The sequence below is a fragment of the Spirosoma sp. genome, from assembly GCF_026391055.1.
GTDB lineage: Bacteria > Bacteroidota > Bacteroidia > Cytophagales > Spirosomataceae > Spirosoma.
On sequence record NZ_JAPLET010000009.1, the window covers coordinates 61,317 to 86,228 of the forward strand.

The 24,912-nt window shown below is 49.5% G+C and carries 17 protein-coding genes; all 17 read left to right on the top strand.

Annotated elements, in window-relative coordinates:
* Entirely contained in the window at nt 1-1,338 is a 1,338-nt protein-coding gene (locus NT073_RS01150; protein WP_297367495.1) for a hypothetical protein, read from the top strand.
* Between the two features lie 37 nt (nt 1,339-1,375).
* On the top strand, nt 1,376-2,725 hold the full coding sequence (locus tag NT073_RS01155; RefSeq protein ID WP_297368130.1) for a Gfo/Idh/MocA family oxidoreductase: 1,350 nt from the start codon (nt 1,376-1,378) through the stop codon (nt 2,723-2,725).
* A 35-nt stretch (nt 2,726-2,760) separates the two neighbouring features.
* On the top strand, nt 2,761-3,969 hold the full coding sequence (gene nagA / locus NT073_RS01160; protein ID WP_297368132.1) for an N-acetylglucosamine-6-phosphate deacetylase: 1,209 nt from the start codon (nt 2,761-2,763) through the stop codon (nt 3,967-3,969).
* A 39-nt stretch (nt 3,970-4,008) separates the two neighbouring features.
* Nucleotides 4,009-5,190: a DUF5009 domain-containing protein gene (locus NT073_RS01165; protein ID WP_297367498.1), complete on the top strand. Its 1,182-nt coding sequence runs from the start codon at nt 4,009-4,011 to the stop codon at nt 5,188-5,190.
* Between the two features lie 389 nt (nt 5,191-5,579).
* Nucleotides 5,580-8,651, top strand: a complete 3,072-nt coding sequence (locus NT073_RS01170) for a TonB-dependent receptor (protein ID WP_297367502.1) — start codon at nt 5,580-5,582, stop codon at nt 8,649-8,651.
* 23 nt (nt 8,652-8,674) lie between these two features.
* Nucleotides 8,675-10,093 carry a RagB/SusD family nutrient uptake outer membrane protein gene (locus NT073_RS01175; protein ID WP_297367505.1) on the top strand — a complete coding sequence of 473 codons (1,419 nt, stop codon included), beginning with the start codon at nt 8,675-8,677 and terminating at the stop codon, nt 10,091-10,093.
* A 43-nt stretch (nt 10,094-10,136) separates the two neighbouring features.
* On the top strand, nt 10,137-10,895 hold the full coding sequence (locus NT073_RS01180) for a glucosamine-6-phosphate deaminase (protein WP_297367507.1): 759 nt from the start codon (nt 10,137-10,139) through the stop codon (nt 10,893-10,895).
* Nucleotides 10,896-10,977: 82 nt separating this feature from the next.
* Nucleotides 10,978-12,294, top strand: coding sequence for a sugar MFS transporter (locus tag NT073_RS01185; protein WP_297367510.1), 1,317 nt, complete (start codon nt 10,978-10,980; stop codon nt 12,292-12,294).
* Between the two features lie 20 nt (nt 12,295-12,314).
* Nucleotides 12,315-13,904: a beta-N-acetylhexosaminidase gene (locus NT073_RS01190; protein ID WP_297367513.1), complete on the top strand. Its 1,590-nt coding sequence runs from the start codon at nt 12,315-12,317 to the stop codon at nt 13,902-13,904.
* Entirely contained in the window at nt 13,894-15,108 is a 1,215-nt protein-coding gene (locus tag NT073_RS01195; protein WP_297367516.1) for a Gfo/Idh/MocA family oxidoreductase, read from the top strand. The genes NT073_RS01190 and NT073_RS01195 overlap by 11 nt, the downstream gene beginning before the upstream one ends.
* Nucleotides 15,109-15,129: 21 nt before the next feature.
* Nucleotides 15,130-16,392: an Nramp family divalent metal transporter gene (locus NT073_RS01200; RefSeq protein WP_297367518.1), complete on the top strand. Its 1,263-nt coding sequence runs from the start codon at nt 15,130-15,132 to the stop codon at nt 16,390-16,392.
* A gap of 21 nt (nt 16,393-16,413) precedes the next feature.
* Entirely contained in the window at nt 16,414-17,430 is a 1,017-nt protein-coding gene (locus NT073_RS01205) for an NAD(P)-dependent oxidoreductase (protein WP_297367521.1), read from the top strand.
* Between the two features lie 3 nt (nt 17,431-17,433).
* On the top strand, nt 17,434-18,519 hold the full coding sequence (locus NT073_RS01210; RefSeq protein WP_297367523.1) for a dihydrodipicolinate synthase family protein: 1,086 nt from the start codon (nt 17,434-17,436) through the stop codon (nt 18,517-18,519).
* 9 nt (nt 18,520-18,528) lie between these two features.
* On the top strand, nt 18,529-19,563 hold the full coding sequence (locus NT073_RS01215) for an FAD:protein FMN transferase (protein WP_297367525.1): 1,035 nt from the start codon (nt 18,529-18,531) through the stop codon (nt 19,561-19,563).
* Between the two features lie 203 nt (nt 19,564-19,766).
* Entirely contained in the window at nt 19,767-20,348 is a 582-nt protein-coding gene (locus tag NT073_RS01220; RefSeq protein ID WP_297367529.1) for an RNA polymerase sigma-70 factor, read from the top strand.
* A 52-nt stretch (nt 20,349-20,400) separates the two neighbouring features.
* Nucleotides 20,401-21,420: a FecR domain-containing protein gene (locus NT073_RS01225; protein ID WP_297367531.1), complete on the top strand. Its 1,020-nt coding sequence runs from the start codon at nt 20,401-20,403 to the stop codon at nt 21,418-21,420.
* 23 nt (nt 21,421-21,443) lie between these two features.
* On the top strand, nt 21,444-24,899 hold the full coding sequence (locus tag NT073_RS01230) for a TonB-dependent receptor (protein WP_297367534.1): 3,456 nt from the start codon (nt 21,444-21,446) through the stop codon (nt 24,897-24,899).
* The last annotated feature ends 13 nt before the right edge of the window (nt 24,900-24,912 follow it).

Below are 24,912 nucleotides of genomic sequence, written 5' to 3' on the forward strand. Positions count from 1 at the left end.
ATGAAGGCCGTGAGCAACGACTCCCCCCTAACGCAACATCTTGAAGCAAAGCGGTACTATTCTGGCTTTGCTTTGGCTAGTGATACCTACAATGCGATCACTGCGGCTAGTGACGGTAGGATTTACTACATTCTGTCGTCAGAATCGTATGAGCAGGGAGGGAAAATGTACGTCTACGACCCCCAAACTAACGAAACCCAGCTTTTAGCTGATCTTACAGACATTTGCGGGGAAGCGGGTAAAAAAGCAATTCCACAGGGTAAAAGTCACGTTCGATTCTATGAATATGAGGGGAAGCTCTATTTCGCTACCCATTGTAACATCTATGAAACAATTGATGGGATACCCGGCTTGCCCCAACACGTACCAGATGGCTTTACAACCTATCCGGGAGGGCACATCCTGTCGTACGACCCGGCTACCGGTGCGTTTAAGGATTTAGCAATTGCACCTAATGGCGAAGGCATTCTGACCATGACGATCGACCGCGTCCGGGGTTACCTGTATGTCCTTACCTGGCCGCTGGGGTACCTAATTCAATACACAATTGCTACCCGCAACCTGCAACCTATAGGGCTAACCTGTGGCCGCGGTGAGGCTGGCACAGTTGGTGACGATTACCGGGTAATATGCCGGTCCACGTTTGTCGATCCCAGCGATGGAAGGTTGTATTTGTCAACCGCAGAAGGAGATATCCTTACGTATTGCCCCGACAAAAAAACACTTAACAAGGTTGATGGGGCGCATTTACGCCTTGATTATTTTGGTCGGTATGATCCCACGCGTCCGGGAAGCATGGGGTATAACTGGCGGAAAATAAGTTGGTCAGCCTCCGAAGCCGTGGCGTATGGTGTTCATGGTAATTCGGGCTATCTCTTCCGATTCGACCCTCGTCAATCGACACTAACAGTAGTCGAACGAATTACTTCGGAGCCATCAAAGCGGAGTGGCATGTCCGATCAATTTCGGTATGGTTATCTGGGGTTTCAACTCGGGCCGGACGACACTACGGTTTATTACCTGACCGGCGGGCCTATTCCCGCTGATGAGAAAAAACAGGAAGGCGCAGAGTCAAGTGTAAAGGAGTCGGGAAGCGCGCAGGAAAATCTTCATCTGGTTACGTATCACTTACCGACTTTCCACTATCAGGATCACGGACCTATTTATTATGCCGATGGCACGCGACCATCGCACGTCAATTCCATTGCTATTGGTGCCGATGGGACGATTTATACGTTGGCCAGATTTGATTACGAGGGCCACTCGGTTCAGGATTTAATAAAAATCTCTTCTCTCCTCGCCAACTCATACCCTTTTCTGACAGACCATATTCCTTAACCCTTAAATCTCGATCAAGGTGAAAAAACTGACTAGCATGACCTCTAGTAATTCACGAAGAGACTTTCTCCAAAAAACTATTGCAGGCACCGCTGTCCTCTCGGCAGGCGGGGTTTTACCAGGTTTCAGTGCTGCGAGTTACGGGCGCATTCTGGGTGCCAACGAAAAAGTACGGGTGGGTATAATGGGCGTCAACAGTCGTGGGCTGGCCCTGGCAGGCAACTTCTCGCTCCAGACGAACTGCGAAGTAGTTTCCATTTCAGATGTCGACGCGCGGGCTGCTGAAAAATGCATCGCAACGGTCGAAGGCAATCAAAAATCAAAGCCTAAAAATCAGCCCGATTTCCGGAAAGCACTGGAGGATAAAGGCATGGATGCGCTGGTTATAGCCGCACCCGATCACTGGCACGCGCCTGCTGCGATACTGGCCTCCAAAGCCGGGAAACACGTTTACCTCGAAAAGCCATGCAGCCATAATCCCCACGAAGGAGAACTGCTGGTCGCAACTGTCAAAAAGTACAAAAATGTGATTCAGATGGGTAATCAGCGTCGATCGTGGCCCAACGTAGCGCTGGCTATTCAGGAGGTAAAAGCCGGTGTTATCGGCCGGCCTTATTTCGCTAAAGGCTGGTACACCAACAACCGGGCGTCTATCGGTATTGGTAAAGAAACAGCCGTACCCAACTGGCTTAATTATGAGTTATGGCAGGGGCCCGCTCCCCGGCGAGCCTTCAAAGATAACCTCATTCATTACAACTGGCACTGGTTCTGGCATTGGGGCACGGCCGAATCCTGCAACAATGGCACCCACATGCTCGATCTGATGCGCTGGGGACTGGGCGTTGAATTTCCCACAAAAGTGACCTCTTCTGGCGGCCGATATCGCTATAAAGACGACTGGGAAACGCCCGATACCCAGGTAATCAACCTGGAGTTTGCCAATAATACCGCCATGACCTGGGAAGGCAGAAGCTGTAACGGACGTACCATTGAAGGGAACAGTGCCGGGGTAATGTTTTACGGCGAAACCGGTTCGCTACTGATTGAATCGGGCAATTCTTATAAAATTTACGACCTTGAGAATAAACTCGTGAAAGAGGTGAAAAACGATCTCCCCATCGATCCTCGCAACCGGATGAATCCGTCGCAGACGCTAGATGCTATTCACATTCAGAACTTTTTTGACAGCATCAAAAAAGGCACCGCCCTTGCCTCCGATATTGTTGGTGGTCACCAAAGTACCCTGCTTTGTCAATTGGGAAATATAGCCCAGCGTACAGGTGGGGCACTTACGATTGACCCAACTAACGGACATATTAAAAATAACAAGGAAGCGGAAAAACTTTGGCGACGGACATATCAATCGGGCTGGGAACCGACGGTCTAATCTGCATTACGCATTACAAGGTCATTAGCTACAAAATGGGATTTTTAAAAATAACTAACGGGACACTCATTACCCCCTTTCGCTACATTCGGGGCGGCACCATCGTCCTTCAGGATGGGGTTATTCAGGGTGTTCATGAACGGGATGTAGATGTTCCGGGAGCAGCGGTTATGGATGCACAAGGCAAGTTCGTAGCACCAGGATTTATTGACATTCACGTACATGGGGGCGGTGGATACGATTTTATGGACGGTACGGAAGAAGCGTTTTTAAAGATCGTGGAATTACACGCCCAATACGGAACAACGTCGCTGGTGCCGACTACGTTAACGGCCGAAAAAGCAGACCTACTTCGTACGCTGGATACCTACGAGAAAGCCAAACTGAACAACAACCGGGGTGCATCTTTCCTGGGTATCCATCTGGAAGGGCCCTACTTTTCCCTAAGTCAGCGGGGCGCACAAGACCCGCGATACATCCGCAATCCTGACCCAACCGAGTACGAAGAAATACTAGCCTATTCATCGTCTATTGTTCGCTGGAGTGCTGCTCCTGAATTAGAAGGTGCCATCCAATTTGGCCGACGACTACGCGAAAAAGGAATTCTGGCAGCAATCGCTCACACGGATGCAGTGTATGCCGACGTACTCGAAGCTTACGAAAATGGGTATACACTGGCTACTCATCTGTATTCGGCCATGTCGGGCGTGACCCGCCGGAATGCGTTTCGGTATGCCGGAGCCATCGAGAGCGCCTTACTGCTGGATATGGATGTCGAACTGATTACGGACGGTATCCATCTGCCCCCGCCGTTGCTTAAGCTGGTCTATAAAATAAAAGGCGCTGACCGAACAGCACTGATTACGGATGCCATGCGGGCGGCTGGTATGCCGGAAGGGGAAAGCATACTAGGCTCTCGGACGAATGGATTACCGGTGCTGGTCGAAGATGGCGTTGCCAAACTGTTGGACCGAAGTTCGTTTGCCGGAAGTGTCGCCACCACCAACCAGCTCGTGCGCAACATGGTCCAACTGGCCGATGTGTCGCTTCTGGACGCTGTTCGAATGGCCAGCGCAACGCCCGCCCGAATCATGAGCGTAGACGCTCGAAAAGGCGCTCTGGTTGCAGGAAAAGACGCCGACCTGGTGATTTTTGACGAAAATATCAACATCGCCACCACTATCGTCAATGGACAGATTATCTACACTAAGGGACAGATTGTAAACACCGTACAGGCTATTTGATTATATAATCAATGTTTTCCCCAATCTCAACTCAAGGATATGCAGACTCAAATTCGACAAGAAAAGGGCAGTACGAATGCACAGAACATTGAGCGAAATAGTCAATCAACGACTTTAGCTCCCACTTCCCGCTTGCAATCCCTTGATACGTTGCGGGGCTTTGATATGTTCTGGATTTCTGGCGGAGACAAATTCATACATGTACTGGCCGACGTAACAGGTTGGGGGTGGTCGCTTATCCTGGCTGAGCAGTTTACGCATGTTTACTGGAACGGCTTTCACGCCTACGATTTAATATTTCCACTTTTCCTATTCCTGGCAGGTGTCTCCACGCCTTTTTCGTTAGGAAGTCGGCTTCAAAAAGGAGTAAGCCCAAACCAGTTAATCCGGAAAGTCGTCCAGCGGGGTATCATTCTCGTTTTGCTGGGTATTCTGTATAACAATGGCTTGTTCAAAACCGAATGGGCAACTATGCGCTATCCTAGTGTTTTGGGGCGGATTGGGTTAGCAGGGATGTTCGCGCAGATTATTTACCTGTATTCATCCCGCAGAACCCAGTACATCTGGTTTGGTAGTCTACTCATTGGTTACTGGCTGATCATTCAGTTTGTGCCTGTTCCCGGATGTGGTGCTGGCTTGATTACCCCCGAATGCAACCCTGCTACTTACCTGGATAAAACACTGCTGCCTGGACGGATGTATAATTCGACCTACGACCCCGTCGGAATTCTTTCAACACTGCCTGCTATTTCGACGGGCTTGCTGGGCATTTTTGCTGGGAACCTCCTTTTGACAAATGAGCAAACGATGCCGAAATCTAGAAAGGCGTTGTGGCTGGCACTCAGCGGCATTATCTGTTTAGGAACGGCACTTCTCTGGAACACTGTTTTTCCCATCAACAAAATACTCTGGTCAAGTCCGTTCGTGCTGCTAACGGGTGGCTTTAGCCTGTTACTGCTGGCGCTTTTTTACACGATAATCGATGTGCTCAATTGGCGACGATTGACCTCCTTTTTTATCGTCATTGGTATGAATTCGATTGTCATTTACATGATTGGCAAATTCATTGATTTCCGATACACATCCAATGCGCTGTTTGGTGGTTTCCTGAGTTTCTTTTCTGAGCCGGTACAAGCCCTTGGCTCGGTGGTAGCAACCATTGCTGTGCTTTGGGGCTTCATGTATTTTCTGTACAGGCAGAAACTGTTTTTAAAACTATAAAAACCGCTACGAAACCCTAAAGATCTAACCATTTGGCATTTTCTATAAGAACAGAATTTTGCAGAGATATGGACGCCAAAACTTAGCTACTAATTTTACGCTATACACCTAAGACAAAATAATTTTACTACATTTTTGGCTAACTGTTATTTTTTCTCTAATTTTCGGGTACGTACCCGTTACTAATATTTAATTACTCTTTTCTATGAATCCTCTTTTGATAGAAGTGCTTCAATAAAGGTCATTTGTTGGCAAAAGTGGCCTTTATTGAAGCACTTCTATTTTTTTGCCCGATTTACGGGTACGTACCCGTAAATCATCGATGACCCTAAAACCATAAATACAGTACGCGTACTCCTTACCCAATTGGCTCACTAACTTAATTGTCTATGAATCGAATAAGATTACTTATCACGGGTTTACTGTGCCTCACCTTTCTGATGGTAAAAGCCCAAACAAGGAAGCTGTCCGGCAAGGTACTGGATGCGCAAAACACAGGCTTACCAGGGGCATCGGTTCTGGTGAAAGGAACTACCGTTGGAACCGCAACCGACGCGAATGGGTCGTTTTCGATAAGCGTTCCGGCTAATGCCGTTCTGGTTGTTTCCTACACGGGTTATCTGGCCAAAGAAGTGTCCGTTGGGCAGGCGACGTCCCTTACTATTAGCCTGGACGAGTCGCCACAGATGCTCAGCGATGTGGTCGTCGTTGGTTACGGCACGCAGCGAAAAAGGGATCTGACGGGTGCAATTGCGTCTATCTCACAGGCCGATGTAAAAAACCTGCCTATTGCCCGGGCCGACCAGATTTTACAAGGCCGCATCAGTGGTGTTCAGGTGACTCAGACCAATGCCGAGCCGGGTGGAAACATTAGTATCCGTATCCGGGGAACCAACTCAATCAATTCGGGCAACGAACCGCTCTTTGTCATTGACGGCTTTCCGGGCGCGGGCGATCTAAACTCCATCAACCCAAGCGACATTGAATCGATGGAAGTCCTGAAAGATGCCTCAGCCACTGCCATTTACGGGAGTCGGGGTGCCAACGGCGTCGTGATTGTGACAACAAAAAAAGGCTCTTCCAAGCAATCGTCCGTCAACTTTGAAGCCTATCACGGCGTGCAGACGGTGAGCAAGATGTACGAGATGATGAACGCCAACGAGTTTGCTACGTATTTAAATGACGTTCAGACGCTTACCAATCGGGAAACACCCTCTTCTGCCAAGGCATTGCCCTACACGCAGGACCAGATTGCTGCGCTGGGCGAGGGCACAAACTGGCAAAAGCAAGTGCTTCGGTCGGCCCCCATTAGCAACTACCAGCTTAATTTTCTGGGTGGCAATAACGATACGCGCTATAACCTAAGTATGAATTACTTCAACCAGCAAGGTATCGTAATAAACTCTGGCTTTCAGCGTGGGTCGATCCGGTTAAATCTGGACAAAAAGATAAGCAACAAAATCAACATTGGTTTTACCTCCCAACTGACCCGCTCCGTTGAAAATCGGGCGTTGGTCAACACGGCGGGTTCGACCGAAGCGGGTGGGGTCATTCTGGATGCCATGCGTTTCAATCCGGCACTACCCGTTTTTGACCAGGCTGGCGCCTATACGTACCTCAATGGCCCATCTGGCTACGTTGAACTGGTTGGGAATCCAGTAGCGTATGCCAACAAAGTAAAAAACCAGTACAGCAATCTGCGGGGACTATTGAATTTCTTCGGCGAGTATGAGATCGTAAAAGGATTGAAACTCAGAAGCACAGCCGGAACGGACTTCAATTATTCCAGCCTGGAGTATTACCTGCCCTCCGATATTTACGGCGGGTCGAACAGCAAAGGAACGGCCACCCGCACATCAGGAAATCGGTATAGCTGGGTGAATGAAAATACGCTGACTTACGACCGGGAGTTTAATAAATCACACGCACTGACACTGTTAGGTGGTCTGACTTTTCAAGAATTCAACTTCACGGATTTTGCGACTTCGAATAGTAACTTTTTCACCAATCTGTTAGAATCCAATAATATCGGTATTGGCGCCAATGTGTTGCCGCCCAGTTCGAGCCGGAGCAAAAATAACCTGATGTCGTATTTCGGTCGCGCCAATTACCGGTTTATGGACAAATACCTGTTCACGTTCACAATGCGCGCTGACGGTTCCTCGCGGTTCGGGCCTAACAACAAATGGGGTTATTTTCCATCGGGAGCCTTCGCGTGGCGCGTCATTGATGAGTCGTTTATGAAATCGGTACCGGTCATTTCAGATTTGAAACTACGGGCCAGCTACGGCGTCACGGGCAACCAGGAAATTGCCTCCTATTCATCCTTTGCCCACTATACCAGCAACGCGTATACGTTGGGCGGTGCTACGCGTGTCATTGGCCTTTCGCCCAACAACATTCCAAACCCGGATATTAGCTGGGAATCCACCTCTTCACTGGACTTTGGTATAGACCTGAGTGTGCTGAGCAATCGCATTACACTCACCGCCGATTACTATTACAAACGGACGAAGGATTTACTGCTCAACGTATCGGTTCCGGTTTCCTCGGGCTACAGTACGGTCCTGTTAAACGCGGGTGGCGTTCAGAATAAAGGGTTCGAACTGGGTATCAACAGCGTCAACATTAATTCGGGGCGCTTTAAGTGGACAACGGCGGCTAATATTTCGGCCAACCGGAATAAAGTACTTGACCTGAACGGTGAATATGAACGCTTTGTGGGCACATCAAGCAGCAGTATTTTCCCCAGCGCCAGCAATGGCGCCACCAGTTTGCTACGTGTTGGCGAGCCTATAGGTGCCTTTTACGGGTATGTGTTTGACGGAATCTGGCAAACGCAGGACGAGATCAGTGCCAGCAAGCGTACTGGTGTTCGTCCGGGCGATCCACGTTATGTTGATCTGAACGGCGACGGGCTAATTGATGCCAAGGACCGCACGATCATCGGACAGGCACAACCTAAATTCATCTACGGCCTGACTAATAATTTCACCCTGGGCAACTTCAATCTGAACGTTTTCTTACAGGGTGTTCAGGGTGATAACGTTTTGAACATGAACCGCTACTACCTCGAAACAGGTGGTTATATCAACGGTAACAAGCTCCAGTCCCAAACCCAGCGATGGACGGGTCCCGGCACTAGCAATACCATCGCCAAGGCGAACAGCACCTTACGACGTGGCACGGGTATCACCAGCGATATTGTCGAAGATGGCAGCTTCCTGCGGGTTAAAACGGTATCGCTTTCGTACACCATCCCGAAGATTGCAGCGATCAGCAACGTTGTGAAAACTGCCAATATCTACGTAACGGCGCAGAACCTGTTCACCTTCACCAACTACTCAGGCTACGATCCGGAAGTCAATTCGTTTGGGGCTTCCAACCTGAGTCTGAACACCGATTTAAACGCTTATCCGAACGTACGAACCTTTACGGCCGGTATCCGGATTGGCCTTTAATCCACATACTAACTAAGAAAACCATGAAAAAAGGTATTCTGATCTTATTGGGAATGCTCTCCCTGACAATCGTTTCCTGTGAAAATTTTCTAAAGGAGGAACCCTACGATTTTATTAGCACTGATAACTTTTACAGCAGTGAGGCCGATGCCACCACAGCCTTGAATGGGGTGTTCAGCCTTATGCAAAACGGTTTGTACTACGCCCGGACATTCTGGATTCTATCAGAACTAACCGGCGATTTGATGAAGGTTGGCAATCCGCAGGCTGGACGGCCAGAGCTGGATGAAGTGAGCTACACCTCGACGAATGCGGAAATTAGTAACTGGTGGACTTACTCGTATCTAATGATCAACCGGGCGAACGACGTCATTGCGAACGTACCTAAAATCCAGATGGATGCTGCCCGACGCGCCAACATTGAAGGCAACGCCCGTTTTTTACGCGCACTGGCTTATTTCGACCTGGTTCGTAGTTATGGCGATGTTCCTCTATTGACGAAGCCAACGGGCGCTGATGGCAACATAAAACCGGCTAGAACGCCCATCAAAGACGTTTACAAGCAGATCATTGAGGATTTGACCTTTGCCGAAGCCAACTGTTTTGCTGAAAACAAAATCACAGCGGGTGAAAAAGGACGCGTATCCAGTGGAGCTGCAGCTTCGCTGCTGGCAAAGGTGTACCTGACTCGTGCAGCTTCATCGGCTGTTGAAACGACGGATTACAAGTCGGCACTGGACGCAACCAATCGGGTCATTAATTCAAAGCTGTACTCGCTGGTCCCCTACGCCAATGTGTTCGATGTAGCCACCGAAAATGGTCCAGAACATATCTTTTCGGTTCAGTTCGATCTGCCACCAAACGCTGGTAATATTACGCCACGAATGCACCTGCCAACGTCATTGGATGGCAACCAGGCGTTTTATGTGGAAGAATGGTTCTACAATTCCTTTGCCCCCGCCGACACGATCCGCAAAAACTGGACGATGACCAAAAAGGCAGGGACACAGACATTGGCCAATGCGTATTACATCAAGTTTCGCGACCCGCTACGCCAGGGAAACAGCGCCCGGAACAACACCCTGATTCTGCGATATGCCGACGTACTGTTAATGCAGTCAGAAGCGCTGAATCAATTGAACGCAGATGACCCAAGCAAATTCGATGGCATCAATGCCGTACGGACACGCGCCGGGATTAGCAAACTAAGTCTGACAACGACAGCCTCAAAAGACGATTTCATTACCGCGCTGGTCAACGAACGGGGTTGGGAATTTAGTGCAGAAGGGCTCCGGCGTTTTGACCTGCTTCGGCTGGGCCGGTATAAAGAGGTGCAAAAACGAGTATATAATCGGACGATTGACGATAAATTCCTGCTCTATCCGATTCCACAAACCGAAATAACCCTGAATACGAGTCTGGTGCAAAATCCTAACTTTTAGGCTTTACTAAGCCGGAATCATTTTTTACTTAGAACATACTAGAATGAAGTCAACAATTGAGCACGTAGATACCCTACACGTGTGCATCTTTGACACCCGACAGGCGATGGGCGTTGCTGCGGGGAAAGACGTAGCGGCTAAAATAAAGGGGCTACTTACGGAAAAGGAAAGTCTACGCATCGTGTTTGCGGCAGCCCCTTCCCAGAATGAAATGCTGGATTTTCTGGCCAGTGCCGAGGGTATCGACTGGTCCCGAATTGACGTATTTCATATGGATGAATACGTAGGGTTGCCCGCAGATGCCACCGAACGATTTGCCTATTTTCTGAACACGAAATTATTTGCAAAAGTCTCGCCCCGTACGGTCAACTTAATCGACGATTCGGAGGGAGCGGATGCCGCCTGCCAACGTTACAAACAATTGCTTGAGCAGGGTCCTATCGACATCGTTTGTTTAGGCATTGGCGAGAATGGCCACCTGGCGTTCAATGACCCCCCTGTGGCTGATTTTAATGACCCGGAAATCATTAAGCGCGTACAACTTGATGACATTTGTCGGCAGCAACAAGTGAATGACGGTTGTTTTGCTACGTTCGACGACGTTCCGGAAGAAGCCCTGACGTTAACAATTCCTACGTTGCTTTCCGGCGATCATCTCTTTTGCGTGGTTCCCGGCAAGACGAAGCATCAGGCAGTACAAGCGATGTTGAACGGGCCCATTACAACAGCTTGCCCGGCCTCTATCCTGCGCCAGCACCCGGATTGTACGTTGTATGTAGATACGGATTCTTACGGGCAATAAAAGTTTTTACCCACGGGCTTCAGCTCGTGGGTAAACTCAATTCAAACATTGAACTAACGGGTTGCCGTTCTGGCATCGACATATGGTTACAACAAACACACTGGACAATACCCCTGGCGTAAGGCAAAGCACAATTGGCCCCATCCTGATTATTGGTGTCATGTTTTTTGTGTTTGGCTTTGTTACCTGGATCAACTCGATTCTGATCCCCTACTTTAAAATAGCGTGTGAACTAACTCATTTTCAGTCATATCTAGTTGCGTTTGCGTTCTATATTTCCTACTTGGTTATGTCGATGCCTGCGTCGATACTGTTGAAAAGAGTGGGATTTAAACGAGGGATGATGGTTGGTTTTTTCATTATGTCACTTGGCGCATTGCTCTTTGTTCCGGCGGCTTATACCCGAACGTACAGTCTGTTTCTAATGGGGTTGTTTACCATTGGCACCGGCCTGGCGGTTCTGCAGACGGCGTCGAATCCTTACGTGACCATTTTGGGGCCGATTGAAAGGGCAGCCCAGCGTATCAGCATCATGGGTATTTGCAATAAAACAGCGGGTATTGTTGCACCCCTGCTGTTTGCTGCCGTGATTCTGAGAGCCTCCGATGCTGAATTATTTAAGCAACTGCCGCTCATGGCACCCGGCGATCGAAGCGTAGCTTTGGACGAATTGATTCGGCGGGTTATGGTACCATATGCCTGCGTAAGTGTCGTATTGTTTGGGTTGGGTTTATTCATCCGATTTTCTTCCCTGCCCGAGATTGACACTGAACAGGAGAACGAGGAAATTTTTTCCGCTAATTCGGGCAAAACAAGTGTGTTGCAATTTCCTCATCTGGTGCTGGGTGCGCTGGCGATATTTTTTCACGTCGGTTCTCAGGTTATCGCGATTGACACCGTCATTGGCTATGCCAGTTCGATGGGTGTTTCACTACTGGAAGCCAAAGGATTTCCGTCCTACATTCTGTTTGCTACCATCTGCGGGTATGTGATTGGTATAGTCACCATTCCCCGCTTCATTCAACAGGTCAACGCACTACGTATCTGCACGTTACTGGGCGTATTGTTCAGTCTGGGAATTCTATTTGCACCGGGCAGCCTCACGTTGTTCAACCATTCCATGAACTTATCCTTTTGGTTTCTGGTGAGTTTAGGACTACCCAATTCGCTGGTGTGGGCGGGCATCTGGCCGCTGGCGCTGGCCCGGCTGGGCCGATTTACCAAAGCGGGGGGGTCCCTGATGATTATGGGGCTCTGCGGCAACGCAATTATGCCACTGGTATATGGGTATTTCGCTGACAGTTTTTCGCTCCGGCAAGCCTACTGGGTTCTTCTGCCCTGTTACCTCTACCTGCTCTTTTACGCAGTCTATGGCCACAAACTGAAAAGCTGGCGCTAAGCACTCCGGCAAAACGAAACATGAGAAAATTCCTAGTCGTCTGGCTGTTGATGTGGCTGGTTATCAAGCCGGTCTTTAGTCAGCAGATGAGCCAGTCTGTCCAAAAACTGCCCGTAAAAGGCTTTCACCTCGACTTACGTATTCAGGTGATGACCATGCCTGCGCTGAAAGAACTGGCGCAGAAATTACAGAAATATGGCATCAATACGCTGATCATGGAATGGGAAGCTACCTATCCGTTCGAAAAACACCCCATGATTCCCAACCGGTATGCCTACAGCCGGTCGGAGATAACGTCTTTTATTAATTATTGCAATAGCCTGAGCATTGACGTCATTCCCCTTCAACAGAGTTTCGGGCATGTCGAATACATTTTGCGAAATCCTAGATACACAGGGTTACGGGAAGATCAAAAGGATTTTTCGCAGGTGTGTCCCGTCGAAAGTGCGTCGAATAAAGCCTTATTTACGGAGCTGTTCACCGATTTAGTGTCCACCCATAACTCGCCTTATTTTCATATAGGTGGTGACGAAACGTATCTACTTGGTCACTGCCATAAATGCCAGGCAAAAGTCGCTAAAGAAGGTAAATCCAAGTTATTCGTCGATCATATCAAGATGCTGTGCGACATTGTGACCAGTCTGGGCAAACGCCCGGTTTTGTGGGCCGATATCGCTCTTAAACATCCCGAAGCACTCTCGCTCCTACCGAAGGAAACCATTCTGGTCGACTGGAATTACGGCTGGGCGTTAAATCGGTTTGGTGATCCTAAAAAGCTGGTCGAAACAGGCTTCGAGATCTGGGGAGCACCCGCGTTGCGTAGTGGCCCCGACAACTACTTTGTGACGCAGTGGGAAAAGCATTTTAAGAACATCCGGGACTTTATCCCGATGACGAAACAGTTAGGCTACAAAGGCCTAGTAATGACCTCTTGGTCAACGTCGGGTTTGTACTCGCCCGTCTTTGAATCTGGCTCCGACATTGTTGACCTCTATGCCATCCGGCACGTGTATCCCCTATCAGGTTTTAACATGCTCCTGGCGGCTTATGGCGAAAGCATAAAAACAGCGCAACCACTGAATGTTCAGCAATTTGTCCAGACGTATACCAGCAATACGTATGGATTTTCGAAGGACCAAGCTACTAAGTTCTGGCAAGCGTTGATAGTCGCCCCCTATGAAGTAAAACAGGGACAGGTAGCCTCTCTAAAGCCAATGACCATCCAGACGTTGCTGGACAGCACGCAATTGGCCGCCAAAATACTGTATGCGTTAGCACCTTCCAAAAACAAGGAAGAGTTTGATCAGTATCGGCTGATGACCGACATTCGGCTGGAGTATCTGACCTACCAGTTAATTGAAAGTGAGGTGAACGACGAGCGTTTTACGACAGCGCAAATCCCAGCTATACTAACCCGGCTAAAAACCCTAATGGCCGATTCAGAGAAAATAAGCAGTCGATTCACAACGCTGAACAAGGCGTATTACCACCCGGCCGAACTTAATCAGGAAACCTACTGGCGAACTATCAAACCGCGCCTTCTCTATGAACGTCTGGCGAAAACGAAGAGCCTGACGCTAACCGTTCTCCCAAGAAACAATGGCAAATAGCTTCACTTCCCGCCGTCACTTTGTTACGACAAGCATGACGGCTCTGGCCGGATTAGCGGTTGTCGGCTCATCAGCCTGGGCCAAACCAGTGGCCAAAGCTGATGTCATCCGGTTGGGTATGATCGGAACCGGAGCCAGAGGGGCTGGGCTGGCAACGCTCATTCAGAAAATGCCAGGCATCGAACTGGTGGCCTGCTGCGATAACATTCCCGAACACCTGCAAAAAGGCATGAGTCTGGCCAAGAAAGGGGCTAAAGCGTATACTGATTACCGCAAGCTACTCGACGACAAAAGCATTGATGCCGTCATCATTGCCACTCCGCTTTATTTGCATTATCCGATGGCCGTAGCTGCCCTGCAAGCGGGAAAGCACGTTTACCTGGAGAAATCGATGACGTATGACATTCCGCAGGCGATTGATCTGGTGAAGAAAGTACGTGAATCTAACCTTATTTTTCAGGTCGGTTATCAATACCGCTATTATGGCCTGTATCATCGGGTAAAGGAAGTGATTGACCAGAACTGGCTGGGCAAAATCACCCATTTCGAGTGTCAGTATAACCGCAACTCCAACTGGCGTTTTCCGGTAAGCGATCCCAAGCTGGAACGGGCCATTAACTGGCGCATGCACCGGGAGTATTGCGGTGGGCCTTTGTCGGAACTGTGTGCGCATGAGATCGATGTCGTTAATTTTATGCTCAATGCTCACCCCACGAAAGTTGTCGGGTTGGGCGGCATCAATTACTGGAAAGACGGGCGTGATACATTCGACAATATCCGGACGGTTTACGATTATCCGAATGGGGTGAAGGCCAGCGTAACGTCGGTGCTCTCCAACGCCTACAACGGCTATAGTATTCGAATTCTGGGTGACAAAGCCACCGTTGAGATCCTGCGCGATAAAGCCTTCATTTACGCCGAATCGACCAATAATGCCAAAGGCACTGTAGACGGTGTAACGGGAGCAACGCTGGCCGTAACCACGCAGGGAAAGGGTGTTGAACTAAAATTTGGCGAGCCGGGCGAAGAAAAACTGGAACCCACAACCTACGCGTTACAGGACTTTTTTAGCTGTATCAAAACGAAAAAGCAGCCCATCTCCAATGTCGAAACGGGCCGGGATGGCTCCATTTCTATTCACATGGGCAATGCCGCTGCGGATACCGAAACGGTTCAGTTCTGGAAGCCGGAATACGCTGCATAAACCCTTTTCAGTCAACAGCACATGGCGATACAACCCGTAAACGACCCGATGGAGTCCCGGCCATCTACCGACCGAAATTCAGGCAATACCCTGCTGAAATGGCTGGCATCTTTGGGTCCCGGCATCATTACAGCGGCCCTGGTTTTTGGTCCCAGCAAGATTACGATTACCTCCAAAATGGGTGCCGAATATGGGTACTCACTGCTCTGGATTGTTGTGGTGGCTATCTTCTTTATGGCCGTTTTTACAGCGATGGCCGCTCGGATTGGTCTGGCAACTCAGCAGTCTTTTCTGAGTACGATTCGGGAACGATGGGGAAAAGCCGCGTCTATCGGGTTAGGGATTGGCGTATTTCTGGTCACTACATCCTTTCAGGCAGGCAATTCCATTGGCGTGGGTATCGCGCTGGCCGAAGCAACGCAAACATCGCCAAAGCCCTGGATTATTCTGTTCAACGTCATTGCTATTGGTTTGCTCTTTTTCCGGACCTTCTATAAAGTGCTGGAAAAGCTCATGATAACTCTAATTAGCCTGATGCTATTTGCCTTCGTAATTACACTCTTTCTGGCCAAACCCGACTTCACTAAGGTCGCTATGGGTTTTGTTCCATCGCTTCCAGTTGGCTCGCGGGGGCTTACCATTGCTTTCGTTGCGTCTACGTTTTCCATCGTTGGGGCGTTGTATCAGTCATATCTGGTGCAGGAACGCCGTCGGGTCAATCCGGGATTGGTACAGTATCACAATGCCAGCCGCACCGGCATTGTGATACTGGGGATTTTGAGCGCCATTGTCATGATTTGTGGAGCCGCTATTCTACACCCACAGGGTATCAAAGTTGTAAGCGCAACCGACATGGCGAAAGCGCTAGAGCCCCTTTTTGGCCATATGTCCTCCAGCTTATTTCTGGCCGGCTTATTTGGTGCTTCGTTCTCGGCACTGATCGGTAATTCTACCTTAGGCGGAACGCTGCTGGGCGATGCACTGGGTTACGGAAGCCAGCTAAACACCAAAGCCGTTCGTGGACTGATTGCGCTGATTATGGTCATTGGTGCAGCTATTGCCTTATCGTTTGGCAAGTTACCCTTGGAGTTAATCATTCTAGCTCAAAGTGTTACGATTCTCATCGTCCCCTTCATCGGCCTGGCCATGTACGTACTTGCCAATGATACTCAGATTATGGGCCAGTATCGTAATACTATTTCGGCTAAAGTCGTGGGCGGATTAGGGCTGTTGCTAATTATCGGCCTAGCCATCAGCAATGTCAATGAATTATTCTTCAAATAAAGAAACCAGACTCGCAATCTCATGACTGATTTACACTCGCTTGAACAGGAATTAATCAAGCCATCGGCGGCTTTGATTGCCGATTTGTACGAACTCGATGGCGACATCATCATCCTGGGTGTTGGGGGTAAAATGGGGCCGAGTCTGGCACGACTGGCAAAGGCTGCGATTGATCAGGCCGGCATTCAGAAACGCGTTATTGGCGTATCCCGCTTTTCGGATAAACAGCTTCAGGGCGAGTTAGAGGCCGATGGTATCGAAACCATCGCGGCAGATTTACTTAATGAAGCAGATCTGGCCGCGTTGCCTGACGTCGCGAACGTACTGTATCTGGCCGGAACCAAGTTTGGCACGACGGGCAAAGAAGCCTTTACCTGGGCGATGAACGCCTACTTACCGGGCCGTGTTGCCGAGAAGTATACCAACTCGCACATCGTCGCTTTTTCAACGGGTAACGTATACCCATTTACGTCCGTAAATTCTGGTGGTGCAACCGAAGATACAGCCCCCGAACCGATTGGCGAATACGGTCAGTCATGTCTTGGACGCGAGCGGGTATTTCAGTATTTCTCGGAGAAAAATAGCACTCCAACCCTGATCTATCGCCTGAACTACGCCATTGATTTACGTTACGGTGTATTGCTGGAAATTGCCAAATCAGTTCTCGCCGAGAAACCCATTGATTTAAAAATGGGCAATGTAAACGTCATCTGGCAAGGCGACGCCAACGAGATTGCGATTCGGTCGTTACGGCATTGCAGCACGCCCGCTAAGCTCCTGAACGTTACCGGTCCGGAAACAGTCTCGATCCAATGGGTAGCTGAACAGTTCGGTCGTTTGCTGGACAAAACACCGGTATTCTTCAACGAACCGCAGCCAACGGCCCTATTGAGCAATGCATCCGAAGCGCACCGACTGTTCGGCTATCCCCGCGTCACACTGCGCCAGATGATGGAGTTGACGGTTGCCTGGCTACAGGGCGGAGGAAAATTATTGAGCAAACCAACCCATTTTCAAGAACGAAACGGCAAGTTTTAAGCGATGAAATCAACTGCATTACGTCCCGACATTCATTCGTTGTTACACGCTGGCACCGTTATTCCGGCTCACCCGCTGGCCCTGAATCAGCATCGCCAGTTAGACGAAGCTCGCCAACGAAATCTGACGCGTTATTACATGGCGAGTGGTGCCGGTGGCATCGCAGTGGGTGTACATACAACCCAGTTTGCCATCCGCGATCCGAACATCAATCTCTACGCAACCGTCCTTCGGCTTGCAGTTGAAGAAGTAGATTCTGCCCAGCTAGATCGTTCATTTATCAAGGTGGCTGGTATTTGCGGCCCTACTCATCAGGCACTTCATGAAGCCAATCTGGCCCTTCAATACGGTTACGACCTGGGTTTACTGAGCATGGGTGGCTTGCAGGGCTGGACCGAATCGGCCATTCTGGACCGGGTTCGTGCCGTAGCTGACGTCATTCCAGTTTTCGGATTTTACTTACAGCCATCTGTTGGCGGGCAAATCTTTAGTTATGAATTCTGGCAGCAGTTTGCCGAAATAGATAATGTTCAGGCAATTAAAGTGGCGGCCTTCAACCGCTATCAAACCCTGGATGTTATGCGTGCCGTTTGCCATTCCAGCCGCCGGGAGGAAATTGCACTCTATACGGGCAATGACGATAACATCATCGCCGACCTGTTAACCACTTATCGCTTTACTATAAATGGACAAGCTGTCGAGAAAAAATTCGTCGGCGGGCTACTCGGTCACTGGGCGGTCTGGACGCAAAAAGCGGTTGAGTTGCTAGCCGAAATCAAAGCTTGTGTTAGTCAGGGACATGCTGGTTTAGACCAGTTATTAACCCGCAACATTGACGTAACGGATTCAAATGCGGCTTTTTTCGACCCGGCTCATGCCTTTCACGGGTGCATTCCGGGTATTCACGAAGTGCTTCGTCGGCAGGGGTTGCTGGAAGGGCGGTGGTGTCTTGACCCAGCCGAGGAACTATCGCCGGGTCAATTGGAAGAAATTGACCGCATCTATGCTGCATACCCGTACCTAAATGATGACCAGTTTGTTACGGAGTTTTTACATACGCAGCAAGTGCCTGCACTAGGCCTTTCTTAAATGTGTCGGATGCAAGTGAAGAGGCTGAAAAAAGTAACGCTCTGGCGTCTGGGTAGCCTGTTAACTATGCTGTTTGGCTTTACTCAATTTCAACAGCTAACCGAATTGAAACCGTTTCAGCTAACCGGATTGGCGCAGGGAACGACCTACGCCATTACGTATTATAGCCAGCGGGAAATTATCCAGAAGCCTCAGATTGATAGTATTTTTAGTCGGCTCGATCAATCTCTTTCTATTTATTCGCCCACCTCGCTCATTAGCCGGTTTAACCAATCAGCTACCGGAGTCGAGACAGACATGCACCTTCGACAGGTAGTTCAGAAATCACTGGCGATTTTCAACGAAACGGCTGGTGTGTTCGACATAACCGTTCACCCGCTGGTCAACGCGTGGGGCTTTGGCACTGAGAAAGTTACGACGCTGCCGGATTCTGCTACAATCAAATCGTTACTAGCCTGCGTGGGCTCGGAGAAACTCCGTTTAAACCAGAATTGGCTTAGGAAAACTGTGCCTTGTACCCGAATCGATGTCAACGGAATTGCCCAGGGATATAGCGTTGATGTGATTGCCAATTATCTGGAAAAGCACGGCATTCGAAATTATATGGTTGAAGTGGGTGGCGAGATCCGCGTGAAGGGACGCAAGTATCCGCAAAACACACCTATGTCGATTGGTATTGAGACACCTACAAAAAACGAGTTCGAGTCAGCATCCATTCAGACAGTAATTGAAGTGAATCAGGGGGCGGTTACGACGTCGGGGAATTACCGGAAATATCGGCAGGTTGGGCCTAATCGGATTTCACACATTATCAATCCTAAAACAGGTTATACCAGTCAAAATGAGCTCATTAGCGTAACCGTCATGGCGCATGATGCTATCATCGCAGACGGTTACGACAATGCGCTGTTAGCCATGGGATTATCACAAGCGCTAGCCTTCCTAAAGCATCATCAAAACCTGGATGCCTATTTTATTTACCAAAAATCGAATGGAGCCATTACCGATACGGCCACAGCCGGTTTTTATAAATTCATGCGATAGCCAACGTAGTGGCATTGAATTCCGACCGTGAAATTTTTTATAAAAAAAGTACACAGTCACTAAGGGTATCTACCGGTAAACTCGACTTAGGCTTATATCTGTAATCCTGAATCAGCTACTTACCGATGCACCAGCCTCTGTTTCAGCTATCGGATGAGTCTGCCAGCCTCATCCACCCACTCAGACCTACTGTTTCTACAAGTATGGAGCATGATCCAGACTGGCAACTTCAACAGGTATGGGCGACCAATCCACAGGAGGCTTGTGAAGTTCTTTTTCGTAAATACTACGTGGCTTTGTGCAGCCACGCCAGCCGGTTTGTGTACTCAAAAGAAGCCGCTGAAGATATTGTTTCGGAAGTCTTTTACCAGTTCTACAAAGAAGAGCTGTATAAGAACGTCAATAGCTCGTACAAAGCTTACCTCATGCAGGCTGTCCGCTACCGGGCTTATGATTATATCCGGTGGGAACTCACCAAATCCCGACGCGGAACTGACCTCGACTGGGTAACCATTATTGACCGTGATCCTTCGCCGTCGGAGATCGTCCAGTACGATGAACTGTACCGGAGCATTGAGCTGGCCATTGATCAACTGCCCCCGCAAACCAAACGGGTATTTCTGCTGAGCCGATTTGAAGGACGGAAGTACCAGGAGATTGCCGGTGAACTCGCCATCAGTATAAAAACGGTAGAAACGCACATGAGCAAGGCCCTGTCGCTGCTTCGCCAGGCACTTCGCCCCATGTGGATCTGGATAGTACTGGCCAGTCTGGTTCGTTTCTGATCTTATCATATCATTGTCTCACCATGCAAAAAAGATGTAAATCCACTTCGAGATGAATCAAATCACGAAAGCGCTTTTGCTTGATTATCACGCCGGGAGGGTAACGGCGCTGCAACGTAAGCTCATCGAAAATTGGTTACAGGACGCTCGTAACCGATCCACCTATTACGATACCCTATATGAATGGGAATCTACCCACCCGCAGTACGTAGCCGATGTAACGACTGGCCTAGATCGCTTTCGGCGTCGGTTGTCAGGCTCGCAGCCGGCAACAACAGCCCTTATTCAAGACGAGGCCATACCGGTCAGACCACTCTTCCCCAAATTTCGCTCAGGTTGGCTAGCCGCTGCCTGCGTAGCCTTACTCCTGTTTGGAGGCTGGCTGTTTCGTACCTCCATTTTGTATAAAACATATACGACCCACAGCGGACAGCTACAAAAGCTTCTTTTGCCCGATGGTAGCCGGGTTGTTTTGAATGCCAACTCGATACTACGGCTACCCCGATTCGGATGGCTGCGTGACAACTCGCAACGGGATGTCTTTTTAACGGGTGAGGCCGAATTCAACGTAGTGCATCTGACAGATCATCGCCGGTTCGTTGTACATACCAACCGGCAGCTCGATATCGAAGTGCTGGGTACTGAATTCGTCGTACTGGCCCGCCAGCGGGCAACCCGGGTAGTGCTCCTGCGCGGAAAAGTGAAACTGCATTATCAGCCAGACCAGCAGTCCGAAAAAACGCTGACAATGCGTCCAGGACAGAAAGTAACGCTCAATAACCACAAACGGGCGCTGGAGCTGACAAATTCGTCCAGCCCTACTGACTTCAGCGCCTGGAAGAACCGGCAGTATGTTTTCCATGATACACCTTTAACCGAGATCGGTCAGATGATTCAGGATGACTTTGGCCTTAAGGTCATCATTAAAGAGCCATCACTGGCGGAACGGCAGGTCTCAGGCACCTATGACGTAACGCATGTGGACGAACTACTGAGCGCTTTGGAAGAACTCTTAGCCATTCGAATAACTCGCCAGCGTGATCGAATCATCTTCTCTCAACTGAATAAATAACTGTTCTTTGACACCATAATCTCATGAAGAAACTAGTACGTCTATTCCTGTTTAGTTGTCTGTTGACCGGGTGTATGGATGTTGTCTGTCAGGCACAAACCCTGGCACGCGTAAATCAACTCACCCAGTCGGATGGTCCGGTCAGACAGGTAACTTACCGATCCCTGCGGGAAGCCCTGACAGCAGTAAAGAACCAGTATAAAGTCAATATACTTTACGAAGGCCGCACACTCGAACCCTTCAGCATTCCCGAAAGTCGGCTGCGGTTCGACGGGTCCGTTGAGACCGCTTTGACTGATTTACTGAGCCCATTTGGCTTGTCCTTCAAACGCATGAAAACGGGTGGGTACCTCGTGCTGGCTGGTAGTACAAACACACCATCCTCAGCAGTGATCTTACCAATTAAGCCAGCGGAGGTGCATACCGGGCAACTACCCGTTCCCAGCAGTTTACCGAAAGAAAAGGGCATCCAGGGGGTTGTTCAGGACGGAACCAATGGTCAGGCGTTGCCGGGCGTCAGTATCACGCTAAAAGGAACCCAGCAGGGCACCACCACCGATGCCGAGGGTCGTTACCGGCTTCAGGTGCCCGACGGCAACGCAGTGCTGGTGTTCAGTTTCATTGGCTTCGAAACCCGTGAAATCCTGACGGGTACCCAGACCGAACTGAACGTTTCGCTAACCCCTTCCGATCAGGTACTCAATGAAGTTGTCGTAGTGGGTTATGGAACAAAACGGAAACGAGATTTAACCGGTGCCATTTCGTCGGTCAGCTCGGGGGATCTCCAGAAAGTCGCAACCAGCAACTTTACGTCCGCCATTGAAGGAAAGGTGCCTGGCGTCTATGTAACACAAACCAGTGGGGCTCCCGGCAGTGCCAGTTCCGTACGAATTAGGGGCGTCGGTACAACGGGCGCCAATCAACCCTTATACGTAGTAGACGGGGTTCCCATGACCGGCGAAAGTACGTCCGTTCCGGGTAGTTCCTACGGAATCGACGCCATGTCGATTCTCAACCCCAATGACATCGAATCCATTGAGGTATTGAAAGATGCAGCTTCTGCGGCTATCTATGGGTCACGGGGGGCGAATGGTGTGATTCTGGTTACCACCAAACGCGGCAAGGAAGGTGCAGCCCAGGTTGCGATCAATGCCTCTGCTGGTATCGCCCAACTATGGCGCAAGCCCGCGTTTCTGAATGCACAGGAGTTCGCCACCATGGCCAACGAACTGGCGGCTAATTCAGGTATAAAACCAAATCCGGAATGGGCCAACCCAAAATCATTTGGCCAAGGAACGGACATGATTGGACTTGTTTTTCAGAATGCACCCGTACAGAATTATGATATCAGTATTTCGGGCGGCACAAAAAATCTGAAAGCCCGCCTTTCTCTTGGTTACAATGATCAGGTAGGCACCATGATCGAGACGTATTATAAGCGGTACACAGCCAGGGCCACCGCCGATTTGAAGGCGGGAGAGAAATTGAGTTTCGGCGGCTCGCTGGCGTTTGCCAGCACCGAAACAAAAGGGCAGAATACCGATCCCTTGCAAGGGGGTATTTTCAACCTGGCCCAACAGTTCTTTCCAACCTTAGCCCAGGATGCTCCCTTTTTTGGGGATGGCGTTTATTACACCAGTAACGGAGATAACCCGTTGTTAAAGGCCAAAGCAATTGATAATAAATTATTTAATTCTAGAATATACGGCAGTACGTTCGGAGAATATGCGATTGCGACGGGCTTGAAGTTCAGAACCAGTGTAGGTATCGACGCCAACTTTAACCGGTCTCGTTCTTGGGAAGGTAAAGTGCAACGCGGCTTCTATGTACATCCACGCGCCACCCTCACAGAGGGGTTTGATAACCGCTTTAACTGGTTAATTGAAAACACGCTTTCTTACGCGAAACAAATCGGCGATCATTCGTTTTCCGCCGTATTAGGCCAAAGCGCGCAAAAGAACCGGCTGAATTTGATTGCCTCGACGGGAAATGGGTACCTGAGTGAAGCGTTGCAGGTGATCAACGCCAGCGATGTTAGTTTACGTAGTACGAGTGGCACCAGTAGTAACGCCACCTTAGCTTCCTATTTCGGACGTATCGATTATACCTTCAAGGATAAATACCTGGTGTCGGCCAGCCTGCGTCGGGATGGATCATCCAACTTTGGCCCTAATAACAAATGGGGGTATTTCCCGGCTATATCGGGCGGGTGGCGGATCTCGCAGGAAGCATTCATGGCTCCGCTCGATAAGGTGGTCAATGACCTGAAAATCCGGGCGAGCTGGGGCCGGGTTGGTAATGATGCGATTCCGGCGTTTGGATACCTAAGCACGATTCGAAACGGAAGTTCGGCCGACAATTATGCGCTGGGAACCGGGGATCAAGCCATTGTGATCGGCTCAACCCTGGTGCGGCCAGGGAATGCAGATTTGAAGTGGGAAACGACGCAGCAGCTGGATATTGGCCTCGACGCTTCGTTTTTTGGCGATAAGCTGTATCTGACCGCCGACTATTATAAAAAGGACAACATCGGCATGTTGATCAGCCTGCCGGTTTCCTTAGAGGCTGGTTTTCAGAATGCGCCGAGCGTCAATGGGGGGCAAGTGCGCAACACCGGGATGGAACTGTTAGTCGGCTATCGCAGCAAAGTGGGGGACTTCCGCTTTAATGTCAGCGCGAATGCCTCAACGTTAAAAAATGAGGTGATCAGCCTGGGTGTCGGTCAGCCTATTGTGGGTCCTACACTGGCTGGCTCCAGCATGACGATGACCTATACCCGAGTAGGCGAACCCATTGGCTATTACCGGGGCTACGTCGTTGATGGCATTTACCAGACCAATCAGGAGATCAATAAGACGTTCCAGCCCAACGCTGTGGCCGGTGATTTTAAGTACCGGGATGTAAACGGCGATGGTGCCTTAACGGATGCCGACAAAGTTAAATTAGGAAAGCCCTGGCCCGATTTAACGTACGGCCTGAATATGGACTTGTCCTATAAAGGGTTCGATTTCAATTTGTTGCTGCAGGGAATCACCGGCTCCCAACTGTTTCACGCCAACAAGATCACGAACTATCAGATGAAATATTATAATGGGAACGGGATTATTAACGGCGTGAAAGACATTCTGAACCACTGGACGCCGGGCAGCGGAATTAACGACCAGCCGGGGTTAAAATACACCGATGCTAATGGAAATTATTCCAATGCCTCTTCTTTCTACGTGGAGAATGGCGATTATCTGCGGGTACGCAACGTGGTGTTAGGCTATAACCTGCCACAAGCCCTCATTCGTACCGTAACGCATAACGCCTTTAAGAGCTTACGGGTATATGTTACCGCCCAAAACCTGTTCACCTTCACCAAGTATACTGGATTCGATCCGGAAGTGGGCAGTGCTAATCCACTAAATGCCGGCATTGACACGGGCATCTACCCACTACCTAGAACGCTGACGGGCGGAATCAATATCGTTTTTTAACCCACTCACTAAG